Source organism: Clostridium sp. LS3, from assembly GCF_055330225.1.
This window is the reverse complement of record NZ_CM143921.1, coordinates 1,683,814-1,699,792: the sequence shown is the minus strand read 5'-3', so window position 1 is coordinate 1,699,792 and position 15,979 is coordinate 1,683,814. Positions and strand designations below refer to the sequence as shown.

Genomic DNA, 15,979 nt, shown 5'->3' with positions numbered 1-15,979 from the left:
CCTTAATTTCTTTGCTTTATAAATATTTTATATCATTAATCTTCACTTAACCTTAAAAACTTCTTAATTTTTACTTAAAATTTATTTTTAAAATAATTAATTCTTATTTTGCTGCCATTGCAAGTTGCATTGATATTCTAATAGGTAATGACGGACCTCCCATTTGATTTAAGTCACCTACAAAAAACAAATCCTTTTGAGGATAATAAAAAGCAAATGAACCTGTTGATCCTGTATGACCAACTAACTCACCTTCACCTGAAAAGAGCGTCACTACGCCACTCAAAGGAACTTGCATATATCCGCCTCCGTATCTAATTGGTCCCATTAAAAATTGTAACTTTCTATATATTGATAACTTGCCAAAAATAGCTTTGTTAAATAGTTTTCCTCCAAAGAATGCTTTGATAAATATCATCATTTCACTAGCAGTAGTAACACCTCCCCCACTTGATCCACAACAAGAAAGGTATTTAGGACGTTTCAATACTGTGTTTTTATAATAAATGTTAGGCACAACATTATCTTCATTTTCTATAAGATATGTTTTCTTTAGTCCCAAAGGGAAAAATATAAATTTCTCATATGCTTCCATTAGCGTAGTACCATTTACCCTTTCGACAATTTTACCTAACATATCAAAATTTATATCAGAGTAATAAGCTTTTCTCTTTGTTCTTGGTGCAAAGTGTGGTTTTACTTTCTTTATACACTCTACAGTTTCTTCAAATGTAATACAGAAATCCTTTTTTACTATTTTATTCTTCGTGGATGCTTTTCCCTCTTCAAATATATCTGGCAAACCGCTTGTTTGGAACATTAAATCTGATAATGTAAGATCAAAAGAGTATTCTTTCCCATAATAGACATGTAATCCCCTTAACATAGAATTGTTAAAATACTTTGTAATCTTATCATCAAGTGATAGCTTACCTTGTTCTTGTAATACTAAAATACAAGTAGTTGTAAATAATTTTGTAATGCTAGCCATTAAAAGTGGAGAATCTAATTCTTTTCCACCATAACTCTTACTAAATGAAAAGTCACCACTTGTATTTTCAATAAATAGCACACTTTCATGAATTTTTTTTAGGCTTGTAAATTTATTAAAGATTTTTTCAAACTTTTCTATTTTATTTATTTTCATAGACCCTCCTTTCAAGATTACATATACACTATATTAGGATTATATTCTTTATTATCTGTAAACTAATATAATTTAGCCATATAATATTCATCTACATACTTTCCATCAACTATCATAGAATTCTTTTTAATTCCTTCTACATTAAAACCATTTTTCTCATATAGATGTTTTGCACTAGTATTAGGATACATTACTGTTAACTCAAGTCTTGTAACATAGTTGTCTTTTGCCCATACATCTAATTCTGAAAATAGTTTCTTGCCAATTCCTTTACCACGAAAAGCTTCACGAATACCAACAACAATATAAGCTGTATGTTTAATTCTTCTTGGTACTCCTCTTTGAGCAGAAAGGAATCCAATAATATTATTATCTTCTGTCACAACTAAAAGTAAATTACTACCTTCAGTACATTGTTTTATCATTCCATGTATTCTACTGACATCATTAGGCCTCTCACCTGGTTCAAGCATCATATATTTTGTTTCTTTATCTAAAGCTAATAACATATTTAACAAATTATCTGCATCTTCAATTTTTACTTTACGAATATTCATTAATGCTACCTCCATTATAATTTTATTTTACTATATCTTATAATTATTTTTCTATTAAATTCCAAAAATTTCATCAATTATACCAATTATATATAAATTATTACGTTTTTAAAATTACTATTAAACATAAAATAAAGGAAGCTCTTTGGGGATTTTTCATTGTTATTAAATAAAAGCTTTGAAACTAGCTGCATATTTTGTAGGAATAAATTCAATAATTTCATAACTAGCTGCATATTTTGTAGGAATAAATTCAATAATTTCATAACTAGCTATTTTTTCTTTGTAAAATTGGTCTTCACTAATAGGTTTGATATAACTGAGACTTAGTATAAACATATTGATTCTATCATTTAAATGGGTTATTATAATGAAAAAAGTTATTCTCTATAAGAAAGGATTATAAATATGAGCAAAAATATTGTAGTTATAACAGGTGCTGGCAGTGGATTAGGCGCTGCATTAGCCAAAAAATATTCCAGTTTAGACTATCACGTATGTTTACTCGGTCGTACTAAATCAAAGCTTGAACAAACAGCAAAATTTTTAACTAACAGCTATTCTATTTATGAAGTAGATGTTACTTCAAAACAAATGGTATCTCAAGTAATTCAATCTATACAAGATGATTTTGGATCAATTCATTTACTTATTAATAACGCTGGCGTTGGATTTTTTGATTATGCAGAGAACTTGAGTGAAGATTCAATCCACCAAATGATTGATATTAATTTAAAAGGAACAATTTTTTGTACTCAAGAAGTGTTAAAAGGGATGAGAAAACATAATGAAGGAACAATTGTAAATATTGTTTCTACAGCTGGTAAAGAAGGAAAAATAACAGAATCCGTTTATTGTGCAAGTAAATTTGGTGTAAGAGGATTTACAGAGAGTCTAGCCCTAGAATTGAAAAAAACTTCTATTAATGTATTGGCTGTATACATGGGCGGTATGAAAACTGAGTTTTGGGATGGTGTATTTTCAGAAGAACAAGCCAAGAAATTAATGGACCCTAATGATATCGCGGATATTATCATTGATAATATTAAACCAAGAAAATATTTAGCTGTAACTGAAGTTGTTATTAAAAATCAAAAGGATAATTGAGCTAAAAAAAGTAGTTACTAAAGCTAATAGATTTAGTAACTACCTCTCTTTTAATACTATATTTAGATATGTATTATAGACATTTGTATTTCTAGATTTATTAATGATATTAGATATTATTTTTAATATATTCTTGAACTTCATCAACATCAATATCTAAAACTATTGCTAATTCCTCATATAAATGCTTTCTTGCACTAATCATAATATCTTCATCAGTTTTATTAAGTTTTTTACCTAATAAATTTTTTTCATTTTCTTCTATTTTTATAGAGTTAATAACCTTTATAATTTCTTCATTATTTCCACTTTTAATAATAGATTTAAACTCTTCGTTTCTCCTTCTTGTATCCTCTATATCAATAGTCTCATTTTTAGAAATTCCTTCTATTAAATTCATTACTTCACTTTTTGTTAGGAGTTCTCTCATTAAAATTTTCTTATTATTTACAGGAATTTTAATAGTCATTTTATTATTATAAACTGGAGATAAAATATAATATTCTAACTCTTCATTTCTTGAAGAAACCTTTTCTATGTCTATAATTTTGCAAACACCGTTTGAACCATATACAACATAATCATTTATTTCAAACATAAATTTCCCTCCTTATATATTTACTTCATACTAAAAAAAGTAGCTCCTACAGCTAAAAACTTTTAGGAACTACCTGTTGTATATTAATTATACCATAAATATAATAATATTGCTTAAATCTTTCTAATAATATATATTGTTAAATATTTACTTTATAATAATTCATCACTGATTCTTCTTTAAAGCCACAGGATTTATATAAATTTAGAGCATTTTTATTTTTAACTTCTACATCTAACTCAACATCATATATACACTCTTTATTTAAATTACTTAAAACTTCCATCAAGGTTTGTCTTCCATACCCCTTACCCCTGAATTCTGGAATAATTCCAAATCCACTTATGAATGCCATATTTTTATCCTTACTTACTTTTATTTTACCAATAGTTTTCTTATATAATTGGATTAAATAAGTAATAGTATTATTCTTTTCTTCATCTTCTGGTAATATTAATTCACTACTTACATATCCAAAGAAAACCTTATTTAAATTTTCAATTTGATCTACATCTTCATTTTTACACTTCACTAAAGAAATATCTTTATTATTTTCCCGTATATCATAGTTTAAACACTTCATTCTACATTCAGAAAAGGAATAAATAGCTTCTGTATTTTTTATAAATTCTATTGCTGAAGTTGACTTATCATCACAAAGTAATAATATCTCATTAAAATTTCTTTTCTTACATTCATCAATAGCTAGTTTAATAAGCTTTGTAAATATGCCTCTTCTTCTAAAGCTAGGATGAACTATTCCATTTATTTCAGCAACATTTGCTCCAAAGCTTGAAATTCCTATATATCCTATTAAATCATCATTAATATAATATAAAAATTCATTTATATCATTTAATGATTTTTCATAATCTTTATAAATTTGTGTTCTATACTCTAACTCTAACTTCAAATTTACTTTATCTTCTTTTATGCAAATATCTTCTAACTCTTTTATTTCTCTATGTTCCTTTTCATTTATATACTTTTTAAGAATAATATGTTGATCTAATACTTTATTATTTATATTAACCAAACAAAGCCCCTCCCCATATTTATATTTACTCTTCCTCTTTCATAAAAAAAATAATTTATATAGTAAGTCCTTCAAAGAAACACTAAACTTCTTTACATCTTTCAAAGCCTCATTAAAATGTTCTTTTAATTCATTAGTATATATATCACTTTCAAACGGGAAAACAATGGTGATATGTGGGTCAATACAATTTGCAAGTGGGTCATACTTTTCCCTTATACTTTTAATAATATTAATGTTATTGAAATCTGGAAATAAAATTACTGACCTTTTCGAAATATCATTCCTATAAACTTATAATACCTTTAAAACTTGTGAAAATTAAAATATATACTAATTATAGCATTATATTCATATATTATTTCAATATAATAGTTAAATTTATAATTTTTGTATATAATATATATTAGAATAGTGGAGGTGATGATGTATATGAAAAAGTTAAATAATTATACAAATTGGGGATTGCTATTTTATGTTATTTTCTTGCTATCAAATTGCTTTAATTTATTTCCAGAATTTATAAAAGGATTAGGCGTAGGATTAGGCTCTACATTAATCTTTATTGGAATATATTCCGAAAAACACGATATGTCTAAATTAAGAAATTATAAAAAAATGCTATTAAGACGAGTATTATCAAAATAGCATATGTAATGAATATTTAAAGAGGGATAATGTCCCTCTTTAAATATAATATAAAATCAACATTATTTTAAAACAAAGCCTAAATTTAAGGCAAAAACCATCTTAAATTCATTATAAATAATGCTATGCTTAAATAAATTTTTTATTTATAATAATTTACATCATAAGAATAGGATGAATTTTAAATCAATGTATTAATTCAAATAATTTGAGTTTTCAAAGTAGGTTTTATTGCTATAAATAAGTCCTATCCCAATCAATCTTTTATCAATATCTTCAATAACAAATTCATAACTACCATAATCTGTTTTATGTGGTTTTGATACTATATGAACACCTTTGGAAACAAACTCTTCATAAATTATATCAACTCCACCAACTGTGTCAGTATCAATATAAGCATCATAACCTGCACCATATCTTTTAGTGTTTGATTGTATTTTCCCAAACTTTGATTGTACAATTACAAACTCAATAGAATCTCTATATATTGTTGCAAAATTATCACTCTTATCATAATGTGCTGCAAATTTAAATCCCAATTTTTCAGCATAGAAATCTACAGTTTTTTGTACATCTTCAGATATAAAAACTGGACATACATTTATTAATTTAACTTCATTATTTTTCAATAAGTTCCCCTCCTTAATTTTGTAATTAGCAATGTCAATATTAGAATATAATTATTCATAGTATATTAAATTTGCTCAATACATACAGGTTGCATCACTTATTTTTACGAAATAAATTAACTTCTGATAAAATGCATATAAGCAAAATAAATCCTAATCTTAGCTAAGTATCATCAGTAAATATTCCTTTATTTAATAACTTGATAACTTAATAAATAATCATAATTTCATCTCATAAAAATTAATTATTTCTAAATATATTAAGATTATTGATTATTAAATCAGGAAATTATAGTGATTCTTTACATGCAGGACTTCACAAAATCTATAGGATGCTGAATTATTGCAGATGTTTCTTCAACAGAATATCCTTCTGATAAATATCTTTTTGCAATAATAGCCATAGATTCACCAATTTCAATCATATGGTAATCAGGATCATAAATTCTAATAACCCGTTGCTTCCATTCATGCATTTTAGTTTTATGAACATACTCAATATTAGTGTATGACTCTAATTTCTTAACAAAAGTGTCAAAATCATCAACCTCAAAATACAACTCCATATTGTTAGACTTTTTAAGTATAGATTCTTTTGATATATCTGTTAGCCAATGAAAATCTTCTTGTATAGCAAATCCCCCACTAAATGTTACATTTCTACCAAAGTCAAAAGTAACAGTTTGTTCAAATAATTCACAATAAAACCTCTTCGATACTTCAACATCTTTTACAGCCAATAAAGCTAATTGGAATTTCATATAACACCCCTTAATAATCTAACTGAATTTTACTTTACAATATCTTACTATCATTAATTATAACATATTTTGTAAATATCTGGTTATTTAATTTTTAGATATAATAGATTTTATCCATTTTATAATATAATTAGATTATGTATAATAAAATAATGTACGAATTTATTAGTCATTATTTTTATCTAAATACTTTCCCATTATAACGGTATTATAATAATTTCCATCTTTATGAATACGATCATTTATTAATAATCCTTCTTCTACAAATCCATATCTTTTATATAATTCAATTGCTTTTTTATTTGTTTCTACAACAGTTAATGAAATTTTTTTAATTTCTACAGTATTTGCCCATATCAAAATATTTTCTAGCAGTACTTTACCAAGCCCATATCCCCAGTATTCTTTTAATATACATATTCCAAACTCTGCTTTATGTCTAAATCTAATTAGTTTATTTCCTTCACAACGTGTAAAGCCTACTATCTTTCCATTTACCTCTGCTATTAAAAATAAATTTGTTTTTAATACAGTATCCTCATAAATTATTCTTTCAAAATCTTCTGGAGTTAACAATCCTTCCCCTGGGTCCCTATCAAGGTTTTCTGTTTCTCCATCTATTTTAACTCTTAGGTTAGATAATTCCTCAGCATCTGCTTTTGTTGGACAACGAAGTATCCATGTTAAATTTTTACCTTCAATTCTTTTATCCTTAATTACCATAAACTTCTCCCATTAATATTCTTAAATAAAAAATATCGTATACTCTATTTGAATAATACGATATTTTCTATTATTAATTTTATCCTTCACTTTTGTATTCTTTCTATGATTAATATTCATTTATAATATAAACTATATAGTTGAATATACTTTTTATTTTTGATTACTTAATCATTTTAACCAGTGATCTGGTTTAATTAGTGATTTAGGTAATCTTGTATTAACATCACCTTTAGCACTATTAATTTGAGCTTGAGTTAAAAAAATGCTGTTAATTAAATTTGCTCCACTTAAATCTGCATCCCTTAAATCAGAACCAATTAAATCTGCCCAACTTAAATCTACGCCTCTTAAATTTGATGCAATTAGAAAAGCTCCACTTAAATTTGCACCTCTTAGGTCTTTTTTTCTAAGATCTGCACCCATAAGATTTAATCCCCCACCTATTGCTTTCTTTCCTTTTAAAGAATTCTTACCATTATTAAATTTTTTTCTCAAAAATTCACTAGTTTGTAGAAGTAAAGAATTAACGCCTACTCTAATAGATGTTAAATCTAAATTTATAATTGATTCTACCTCTAAATGCGTTAGATTTTCTATTTCATCTATCTTTTCAATCAGCTTGTCTTTATTTATATTGCTATTGTATTGTAACCTAACAGCTTCATTAAGGTACCAGAGCATTTCATGAAGTTGCTTCATAATAATAAAAACATCAAACATTTGCTTTGAAGACTCAGGATTTTCCTTCCAGTCATGTCCAGAATAAGTGACTTGAGCTACCTTTTGCCCTGCACCAATGCAATCATATGCTATACAACCTTTTAGTCCTTTCTTATTAAGATCTTCATGAACTTTACATTTAAAATCACCTGCTAAATTAATACAAGGTTTACCTGCATCTTTATTAACTGGAAATCCATCCATAGATGAAAAATATAGCGCAACACAACATAGTCCAAAGCACTTTTCACAATCAGGCTGTAGTTCTTTATAATTCATTTTTATCCATCTCGCATTCATAAAATATATTATATAAATTATATCATATACATATTATTATTCAATTTCTAAAGATATTTTCTCTCTATTATTCATTAAAATCTATAGTTATTGTATTCCTACCCCCTGCTGCTCTTATAGTAAATTTATTTTCATAAATCACTATACTAATTTATCTCATTCATCATATAATCACAGAAATTATTAATTTCATATTTTTTATCTTATAATAAATAATTGTTTTGGTAATAAGACACTGCTTATAGTATTTAGAATCTGCAGCTAAAAATCATATTTAAAATACTCCTTAATGAATTTAGCCATAGGTTCTTTTTCACTATCTCCTCCTATATAATCTAAATCTTCATCATAAAAATACAAATATGCTATGCTTTTCTTCTCTTCAGATACTCCTATCATACCAAAGGACTTAGGGTATTTCGTGTTAGGAGTACTATTTTTATCTATAACTCTAAATGTATAACTCTCTACTGAAAACTCATATTCAGGAATGTAGTATTTACTTTTATCAAATTCGGACTTAATTTTTTCATCTAAAAAAATATATTGTTCATTTAATTTCTCTTTTTCACTCTCAAATGTATTATCATCATAGCTCACAATAAGAGCAACTGAATGAGACTCAAATATTAACATAGATTTATGTGTATATTTGTATTCTATATTCTTATATTCAGGCAAATCCTCTAACTCTGGCATAATATCTTTTGCCTTTGAATCAATTAATGTTCCACTATTAAGATAATCTTCAACATTTAAGCTTTTATTACTACAACCAGTAATAAAAAGACTAAAAACAATTGCAATAAAAATAAAGTATTTTTTTCTCATTAAAAATCATCTTTCTAAAAATAATTACTTATTTTATTTAATTAGATCCATATATTCCTCTTAAAATTGAGGTCATTAAAACTTGCATTATACTTTGCCCAACTGGATAATGCCATAATCCAAATAAAATCGAAGATATGATAACCGCTATAACTGGAGATTTAATTAGAATCTTAACAAGTTGCTTTCCTATTCCATCTTTTGAAAATCCTACTGTTCGAAATATTGGATTTTTTTGAATGTGACATGTTAATATAATAAATTCTATAATACTTAGTCTTAAAATAATTGAAGTATCTATAGATACTCTTTTAGCAATTTATTTATATTTAAATAATATACACACACTGAGCATATGCTAAATAAATAAGCAGTATTAATACAAAACTAGAAAAAATTATAATTTTCTTTCTTCTATCAATATTATGGCTATTATCAACAATTCGTCTATTTAAGACACCAGTAAGCATTGGTAACATAAAAAACAATGATATTCTTTCACTAACTGAATATATTAACAAAATTAAAGTAACTATATTTATAGCTACTGCTGAAACAACTGGATTTTTATATATTATTGACATCATATCTTCTTCCCGCCCCCTTAAATCATGATTAATTAGAATATATATAACTTATTTTTAATAAATAGCTTAACTCTAAATAAAATGCGTATCAATAATACAAATTCTAGTCTTAGATAATCCATGTAAATCCAAAATCAGCTTCTACATTTTATCCTTAGATTCATTATAAATAACTTCTCTATCCTTTTAACTATCAAAGTCCTCTTCAAAATATCCACAATCACAACATATATATTTTGTAGATGTAGAAATTCTAAAAGCATTAATACTTAAGGCATTATTGTATCTGGTTCTATCATGTGCTTTCACTATTTTATTTGAATTACATCTTAAATCTTGATGTTTCAACCCATTTATCTAATGCTTTTTTACTAAATATAAATTGTCCAGATATTTGCACACATGGTATCGATTCATCTTTAATAATTACTTGAGTTAATCTTTCCTGGCTTATACCCAAGTATTGTGATGCCTCATCTAATGATAAAATATCTTTTGAATCTAAGTTATTATTTTCTTGACTAATTGTATTAGTAATATTAAATAATCCTTGGCTTATCCCCTCTCCAATGAATCGTCCATTATTTTGCATACCATTAGATATTATTGAAGCACTAATAATAATTGAAAGTGATAAACAAAAAATAGAAATAGGTAATAATTTTTCTTTTGACATAGCACATTCCCCCTACTATTAATTAATATTTTAAAGTATCTTTATAGTAAACCAATGAAATTATTCTATATGATTTTAAATTGTCCTCTATCTTAATTGATACCTTTGCATCTAGTCTATAAAAAATTATTTATTCACTTTAAAGAAACACTCTATATAAATCTTGTAAGATACTATATTAAATTAGTGATGATATAGCAATGAAGCCTAGAAAAATTGTAGATAAAGCCATTCCTGCTTTTCCATAATAACTTTCTCTATTTTTATATCCAATTAAAATAGATATACAAAATAAAATAATAGATATAATTGAATGTGGAAGTGGTATTCCTAAAGCATTTAATATATGTTGACCTATATACTTACCACCTATATAAGTAAATGAAAATATTACAGCTATTGAAGATATTATTAAGGACATATCTCCGTTGTTACTTTTTTTAGAATTTGTTATTTCTTTCATAATTCATACCTCTTTCAAAATTTACTTTATTAATTGGCTCTGTTAGACATTTTCATCTAAGACAACTTATTAATAAAACATTATAACCAAAAAGCAATCCATTTTTTAGGTTATATGTAAATAATAACATATATTTCTTCTATTTAAATAGTAATCTAAATAATCTCTAATAAAAATAATTAAAGTAGCTGTCATACTAATAAATATTGATTGCATGATACTAGCTAACGATTCATTGCGTTTACTAAGTCAATTCGTAGAGGAACAACTAAAATTGAGTCTACATAGATGAATTAGATATTAGGGTATATATTTTATTGAAAATTAGTAAAAAATATGACACAAAAATGGCTAAATAATAATAAAATATTTTGTAATAACTTTAATGAGTATAAGGAATATTTTATGAAAAAACTTAAATTTCTATTTATTTGTTTAGCTATGATGATATTACTTGCATTAACAAACTATAGCCCAGGTATGAAAGTAGTCTTTGCAGCAGATACTACCAATATAGCTTTGATGAAAGTCGCAACGGCAGATAGTTGGCAAGCCATATATGGGAACAATCCTGACAATGGGAATGATGGTAGTTTATCTACAAAGTGGTGTGCTAATGATGGAGCATGGGGACATTGGTGGAAGGTGGACTTAAATGGGTTTTATTCACTTACTGGATCAGAGGTAACTTGGGAAAAAAGTAATAAATTATATAAGTATAAAATTGAAGTATCAAGCGATGATAAAAATTGGACTACAGTAATAGATAAAACAGATAATACTAATAAAAATCAAATACAAAAGGATGATTTTGTTATAGATAATGTTAAGTTTGTGAAAATTACAGTTACAGAAACAGAAAGTGGAATCTGGGCTAGTTTTTATGATTTTAAAGTATTTGGAAAGGAAGCTCTTGGGGAGCCATATGTTTCTAATACTTTTACACCAAGTAATACAGAAAGAAAGAACATGAATTTTAATACTGACTGGTTATATAGTAGTGAAGATATATCAAATGGTATGGACATTACTTTAGATGAAAGCAGATTTACTAAAGTAAACATACCTCATGCAAATAAAATTTTAACAACTAGAGAAAATATTGATAGCAGTCAATTTCAATTTATATCTTGGTATAGAAGGCATTTTAGTTTGCCTTTAGATTATAAAAATAGCAGAGTTATTGTTGAATTTGAGGGAGTAGGTACATTTTCACAGATATATGTTAATGGTAAATTTGTTACAGATCATAAGGGAGCATATACATCCTTCAAAGTTGATATAACAGATTATATAAACTTTGGAGATGATGATAACGTTATCTCTGTTAAAGTTGATTCTACTGAAAGAAAAGATATTCCACCAGAAAATTTCTTAGTGGACTATTATTTATTTGGTGGTATCTCAAGAGATGTGAATTTAATAATTACAAATCCTTTATATGTAGATAGAACATACCTAGTTACATCTCCAATTGATTACAATAATACAAAAAGTGTAGTAGTTTTGACTAAGACAAATGTAATTAATACAAGTGATAGTTTAGTAAACTGCAAAGTTAAAACAAATATAGTAGATAAAGATAATAATCTTGTGGCTATTGCAGAAACAGTTGGAGATGTTCCAGCTAATGGGTCTTATGAATTTAACTCTCAGACTACTAGAATAGTAAATCCCGATCTTTGGCATCCAGATAATCCGTATATGTATAAAGCTTATACACAAGTAATTTATAATGATGAAAACGTAGATGAATATATAACTCCAATAGGTCTTAGATGGATTGAGTTTAGTAGTAAAGATGGCAAATTTTATATAAATAATCAATACTTAAAGGTGAGAGGGCTAGATAGACATGAGACATTTCCTTATATAGGACGCGCAGCCGCTGATAGGTTACAAAGAAAAGATGCGGATATCCTTAAGTATGATTTAGGATGCAATATGATAAGATGTTCTCACTATGTTCAAGATCCAGAATTTTTGAATAGATGTGATGAGATTGGATTATTAGTATTAGAAGAAGCTCCAAGCTGGGGAAATATAGGAATGTCCGATTGGAAAGAAGTATTTATTAATAACATAAAAGAAATGATTCTAAGAGACAGGAACCATCCAAGTATAGTAACTTGGGGAGTACGGGTTAATGAATCTATAGATGACAATACTTTTTATAAAAAAACAAATGAAGTTGCAAGAGGACTAGATCCAAGTAGAGCAACTACAGGATCAAGGTTTACTTCAAATTATTTAAGTACATTTTTAGAGGATTTATTTGGATTTAATGATTTTACAGGAGGAATAAAGGCTCCTAGGGTATTACCTTGGCTTGTTACAGAATATGAAGGTCATATTTTCCCAATAAGATCATTTGATGAGGAAAGTAGACTCTTACAAAACTTTACAAGACATGCTAGTGTTCAAAATGAATCTTATGGAAGAAGTGATGTATCAGGAGCGTTAGGATGGTGTGCTTTTGATTACAATACACCTATAAGTGACAGTGTCAGTAGCAATAATATAAGATATCATGGCACATATGATCTTTTTAGAAATCCAAAGCCAGTAGCAGCTTTTTATAAATCCCAAAGTAATAGAGATTTATATGGAAGTATGGTATATATAGCAAATTATTGGACACCAAATGTTCCATCAAGTATAACTGTTGCAAGCAACTGTGATGAAGTTGAAATTTTTGTTAATGAAGTATCTAAAGGCATAAAGAAACCAAATACTTATATGAATTTACCGTATCCATTAACTATTTTTGATAATATTAGCTATGAAACTGGAAATATAAGAGCAGAAGGAAGAGTTAATGGCGAGGTTATAACAACATTTACAAGATATACTCCAGGAACTCCTAAAAAGATTATATTAAAAGCAGATGATACGTCTATAGTAGCAGATGGAAGTGATACAACTAGAGTTTATGTGGCTGTTGTTGATGAGAATAATCAAGTAGTACCTTATGCTGATAATAATATAAAATTTACTGTTAATGGACCATCTACATTAATTGGAGAAAATCCATTTAAATTAGAAGCTGGACAAGGCGCAATATTTATACAAAGTAAACTGGATGATTTAGGACGGATCACTATAAATGCAGAATCAAATGGATTAATTAGTAGTGAGATAACAATAGATACAACTGAACTTAAAGAGTCAAGAGTACCTTGTAATTATAGCAATAAAACCATTGATCCACAGCCAGGCGATAATTTGGCTTTAAATAAATTTGCAACTTCTGATAGCGAACAATTAGGAAAAGGAAATGGTGCATATAAAGCTAATGATGAAAATTTATCAAGTAGATGGTGTGCAAACAATAGTAATGCTAATCATTGGTGGAAGGTTGACCTTGGAGATATTTATCCTATAGATGGAGTAGAAATTAATTGGGAATATGCAGAATTATATAATTATGTAGTAGAGGTTTCAATTGATAATAATAATTGGATAAAGGTTGTAGATAAGAGCAATAATGACAGTAATGAGAAAAATCAAATGAGTGGTTTTTCAAAAGAAAATGCTAGATATGTTAGGATAACAGTTACAGGACTAAAGAGTGGTTATTGGGCTAGTATGAATGAATGTAAAGTATTTTATGCAAAGTGATATATTGAATAGGAAAATTGAAGACATTATGATATCTTTTGTTAATTTATAAGCTATAAAGTTTATGAGGTACTACTCTAATGATTAAAATAAAGGTGCTAAAAATAACATGAATTTGATGATGTTAATTTATAATATTTTTAAGGGGCTGTCACACTAAAATAATTAGTGCACAGCTCCTTTATAAATTACTTTCTAGTATATTTTTAAACTTTTTCTTGTCTATTTTTCCTGAATCATTTAAAGGAAGGCTTTTTACGAAAAATATCTCTCTCGGAATTTCTACTGGCATAAGCTTTTCCTTGCATTTTTTAATAATATCTTCTTTATTAATACTACTGTTAGAAATTATAAATACAGCTACGTTGATTTTATTCAGATTATTAGTGTAATAAACTGCTGAGCATTCCATAACTTCTTTTATATTTTTTATTTCTTGCTCTATTTTTAAAAGATTAATTTTTACTCCATTTTTATTTATTATATCTTCTTTTCTTCCTTGTAAAAATAGGTATCCATCCTCATCAATATAACCTGTATCATTAACTGAAAAAGGAACTTCTATTCCATCAATATGATATTTTGTATCTACATAAATACAATCATCTTTTATAAATACATTTATATCTTTAAATGGTTTTCCTACACTTAATGGTTTCATTCTCATTTCTTCATATGTTATATATGTAATAAAACTTAATTCACTTGCTCCATAATAAAGAATTATTTCTGCCTTAGGAAAATTATTTTTAAGACTATCTGCTACTTCATTAAAAAGTAATTCTGACCCTGAAAATATGCTTATAATATTATTATTTTTTTCTTTTAAACCTTTAGATAATAATTTTAATTTAGAAGGAATAAGGTATATATTTGTTACAGAATTATCTTTAATTGATTTTATCCATCTTTTTGGAGATAAATTTTCGATTGTAACCATGGTTCCTCCTACATATAATACTGATAATAAGGCATTTAAATTTCCTGTAAAACTTAGACTTCCATTTATAAATAATATAGATTCTGAATTTACTTTAAATATATTATTTTGTATATAGAAAAAATCTGTCCAGCTTTTATATGTTCTATATAATACTTTTGGAATACTCGTTGAACCTGATGTTAAAGCTCCAAAACATATATGTTTATTATTTAATAAATTTTCATTGAAATTAAATTTATATAAATAAATTAATTCTATCTCTTTAGAAATAACTTTAATTACTTCCTCGTTTTTAAATTCTAATTTTTCATCGCTAATAACATAATCTATATTATTGGTAGATATTATTTCCTTAAGTGCTTCATAAGGCAAGCTATGATGACATATTATTGGTATATTATTAAGTCCATTAGAAGAAAAGAAACTTATTAATTGAAAATAAAGCTTCTTAGAAAAAATTAATATATTGCATTTTTCACGCTTAATATTATTTTTTAATATATTCTGTATACTGCAGACTTCATTATAAATATGATTATATCTATATACTTTTTCATCTATAATTAAAAAGTTTTTATTTCTATTATTTCTTCTAATATCACATAATAAGTCAAAATAGTTCATAC

The 15,979-nt window shown here is 26.4% G+C and carries 18 protein-coding genes; 3 read left to right on the top strand and 15 right to left on the bottom strand.

What is annotated here, in order from left to right:
* Positions 1-103: 103 nt before the first annotated feature.
* Together ACZJV1_RS07910 and ACZJV1_RS07905 are read right to left on the bottom strand one after the other, a co-directional pair.
* Positions 104-1,147, bottom strand: coding sequence for a serine hydrolase domain-containing protein (locus tag ACZJV1_RS07910; RefSeq protein WP_463651939.1), 1,044 nt, complete (start codon positions 1,145-1,147; stop codon positions 104-106).
* Between the two features lie 62 nt (positions 1,148-1,209).
* Positions 1,210-1,704, bottom strand: a complete 495-nt coding sequence (locus tag ACZJV1_RS07905; RefSeq protein WP_463651938.1) for a GNAT family N-acetyltransferase — start codon at positions 1,702-1,704, stop codon at positions 1,210-1,212.
* 408 nt (positions 1,705-2,112) lie between these two features.
* Here ACZJV1_RS07905 and ACZJV1_RS07900 point away from each other — a divergent pair, with 408 nt between their 5' ends.
* Positions 2,113-2,811: an SDR family oxidoreductase gene (locus ACZJV1_RS07900; protein ID WP_463651937.1), complete on the top strand. Its 699-nt coding sequence runs from the start codon at positions 2,113-2,115 to the stop codon at positions 2,809-2,811.
* 109 nt (positions 2,812-2,920) lie between these two features.
* On the opposite strand, the gene ACZJV1_RS07895 is transcribed toward ACZJV1_RS07900, so the two are convergent.
* The 3 genes from ACZJV1_RS07895 to ACZJV1_RS07885 all read right to left on the bottom strand — a co-directional run bounded on the left by ACZJV1_RS07895 (position 2,921) and on the right by ACZJV1_RS07885 (position 4,619).
* Positions 2,921-3,409: a CarD family transcriptional regulator gene (locus ACZJV1_RS07895; RefSeq protein WP_411167385.1), complete on the bottom strand. Its 489-nt coding sequence runs from the start codon at positions 3,407-3,409 to the stop codon at positions 2,921-2,923.
* Positions 3,410-3,548: 139 nt separating this feature from the next.
* Positions 3,549-4,445 carry a GNAT family N-acetyltransferase gene (locus ACZJV1_RS07890; protein WP_463651936.1) on the bottom strand — a complete coding sequence of 299 codons (897 nt, stop codon included), beginning with the start codon at positions 4,443-4,445 and terminating at the stop codon, positions 3,549-3,551.
* Between the two features lie 39 nt (positions 4,446-4,484).
* The gene (locus ACZJV1_RS07885; protein ID WP_463652146.1) at positions 4,485-4,619 is read right to left on the bottom strand and encodes a hypothetical protein; all 135 of its coding nucleotides are present in this window, start codon (positions 4,617-4,619) and stop codon (positions 4,485-4,487) included.
* Between the two features lie 258 nt (positions 4,620-4,877).
* On the opposite strand from ACZJV1_RS07885, the gene ACZJV1_RS07880 reads away from it, so the two are divergent.
* Complete coding sequence (locus tag ACZJV1_RS07880) at positions 4,878-5,093, top strand: hypothetical protein (RefSeq protein WP_463651935.1); 216 nt, start codon at positions 4,878-4,880, stop codon at positions 5,091-5,093.
* Between the two features lie 194 nt (positions 5,094-5,287).
* On the opposite strand, the gene ACZJV1_RS07875 is transcribed toward ACZJV1_RS07880, so the two are convergent.
* The 9 genes from ACZJV1_RS07875 to ACZJV1_RS07835 form a co-directional block, all read right to left on the bottom strand.
* Positions 5,288-5,725 (bottom strand): VOC family protein, encoded by a 438-nt coding sequence (locus ACZJV1_RS07875; RefSeq protein WP_463651934.1) that lies wholly within the window; start codon positions 5,723-5,725, stop codon positions 5,288-5,290.
* A gap of 302 nt (positions 5,726-6,027) precedes the next feature.
* Entirely contained in the window at positions 6,028-6,486 is a 459-nt protein-coding gene (locus ACZJV1_RS07870; protein ID WP_463651933.1) for a VOC family protein, read from the bottom strand.
* Between the two features lie 165 nt (positions 6,487-6,651).
* Positions 6,652-7,209, bottom strand: coding sequence for a GNAT family N-acetyltransferase (locus tag ACZJV1_RS07865; RefSeq protein WP_463651932.1), 558 nt, complete (start codon positions 7,207-7,209; stop codon positions 6,652-6,654).
* A 171-nt stretch (positions 7,210-7,380) separates the two neighbouring features.
* Entirely contained in the window at positions 7,381-8,211 is an 831-nt protein-coding gene (locus ACZJV1_RS07860) for a pentapeptide repeat-containing protein (protein WP_463651931.1), read from the bottom strand.
* 282 nt (positions 8,212-8,493) lie between these two features.
* On the bottom strand, positions 8,494-9,063 hold the full coding sequence (locus ACZJV1_RS07855; protein WP_463651930.1) for a hypothetical protein: 570 nt from the start codon (positions 9,061-9,063) through the stop codon (positions 8,494-8,496).
* A gap of 37 nt (positions 9,064-9,100) precedes the next feature.
* Positions 9,101-9,229, bottom strand: coding sequence for a CPBP family glutamic-type intramembrane protease (locus tag ACZJV1_RS07850; protein WP_463652145.1), 129 nt, complete (start codon positions 9,227-9,229; stop codon positions 9,101-9,103).
* A 163-nt stretch (positions 9,230-9,392) separates the two neighbouring features.
* The gene (locus tag ACZJV1_RS07845; protein WP_411167378.1) at positions 9,393-9,650 is read right to left on the bottom strand and encodes a hypothetical protein; all 258 of its coding nucleotides are present in this window, start codon (positions 9,648-9,650) and stop codon (positions 9,393-9,395) included.
* 322 nt (positions 9,651-9,972) lie between these two features.
* Positions 9,973-10,326: a helix-turn-helix domain-containing protein gene (locus tag ACZJV1_RS07840; RefSeq protein ID WP_411167377.1), complete on the bottom strand. Its 354-nt coding sequence runs from the start codon at positions 10,324-10,326 to the stop codon at positions 9,973-9,975.
* A 178-nt stretch (positions 10,327-10,504) separates the two neighbouring features.
* Entirely contained in the window at positions 10,505-10,789 is a 285-nt protein-coding gene (locus ACZJV1_RS07835; protein WP_463651929.1) for a hypothetical protein, read from the bottom strand.
* Positions 10,790-11,194: 405 nt separating this feature from the next.
* Between ACZJV1_RS07835 and ACZJV1_RS07830 the strand changes: the two genes are divergently transcribed.
* Positions 11,195-14,410, top strand: coding sequence for a discoidin domain-containing protein (locus ACZJV1_RS07830; RefSeq protein WP_463651928.1), 3,216 nt, complete (start codon positions 11,195-11,197; stop codon positions 14,408-14,410).
* A 181-nt stretch (positions 14,411-14,591) separates the two neighbouring features.
* Here the strand turns inward: ACZJV1_RS07830 and ACZJV1_RS07825 are convergent, their stop codons facing one another.
* Positions 14,592-15,977 carry an AMP-binding protein gene (locus ACZJV1_RS07825; protein ID WP_463651927.1) on the bottom strand — a complete coding sequence of 462 codons (1,386 nt, stop codon included), beginning with the start codon at positions 15,975-15,977 and terminating at the stop codon, positions 14,592-14,594.
* Positions 15,978-15,979: the final 2 nt, after the last annotated feature.

Coding starts and splice junctions, on each gene's coding strand:
- ACZJV1_RS07905 (WP_463651938.1), bottom strand. CDS start 1,704: ATGAATATTCGTAAAGTAAAAATTGAAGATGCAGATAATTTGTTAAAT.
- ACZJV1_RS07865 (WP_463651932.1), bottom strand. CDS start 7,209: ATGGTAATTAAGGATAAAAGAATTGAAGGTAAAAATTTAACATGGATA.
- ACZJV1_RS07835 (WP_463651929.1), bottom strand. CDS start 10,789: ATGAAAGAAATAACAAATTCTAAAAAAAGTAACAACGGAGATATGTCC.
- ACZJV1_RS07840 (WP_411167377.1), bottom strand. CDS start 10,326: ATGTCAAAAGAAAAATTATTACCTATTTCTATTTTTTGTTTATCACTT.
- ACZJV1_RS07910 (WP_463651939.1), bottom strand. CDS start 1,147: ATGAAAATAAATAAAATAGAAAAGTTTGAAAAAATCTTTAATAAATTT.
- ACZJV1_RS07860 (WP_463651931.1), bottom strand. CDS start 8,211: ATGAATTATAAAGAACTACAGCCTGATTGTGAAAAGTGCTTTGGACTA.
- ACZJV1_RS07845 (WP_411167378.1), bottom strand. CDS start 9,650: ATGATGTCAATAATATATAAAAATCCAGTTGTTTCAGCAGTAGCTATA.
- ACZJV1_RS07870 (WP_463651933.1), bottom strand. CDS start 6,486: ATGAAATTCCAATTAGCTTTATTGGCTGTAAAAGATGTTGAAGTATCG.
- ACZJV1_RS07855 (WP_463651930.1), bottom strand. CDS start 9,063: ATGAGAAAAAAATACTTTATTTTTATTGCAATTGTTTTTAGTCTTTTT.
- ACZJV1_RS07900 (WP_463651937.1), top strand. CDS start 2,113: ATGAGCAAAAATATTGTAGTTATAACAGGTGCTGGCAGTGGATTAGGC.
- ACZJV1_RS07895 (WP_411167385.1), bottom strand. CDS start 3,409: ATGTTTGAAATAAATGATTATGTTGTATATGGTTCAAACGGTGTTTGC.
- ACZJV1_RS07880 (WP_463651935.1), top strand. CDS start 4,878: ATGAAAAAGTTAAATAATTATACAAATTGGGGATTGCTATTTTATGTT.
- ACZJV1_RS07830 (WP_463651928.1), top strand. CDS start 11,195: ATGAAAAAACTTAAATTTCTATTTATTTGTTTAGCTATGATGATATTA.
- ACZJV1_RS07825 (WP_463651927.1), bottom strand. CDS start 15,977: ATGAACTATTTTGACTTATTATGTGATATTAGAAGAAATAATAGAAAT.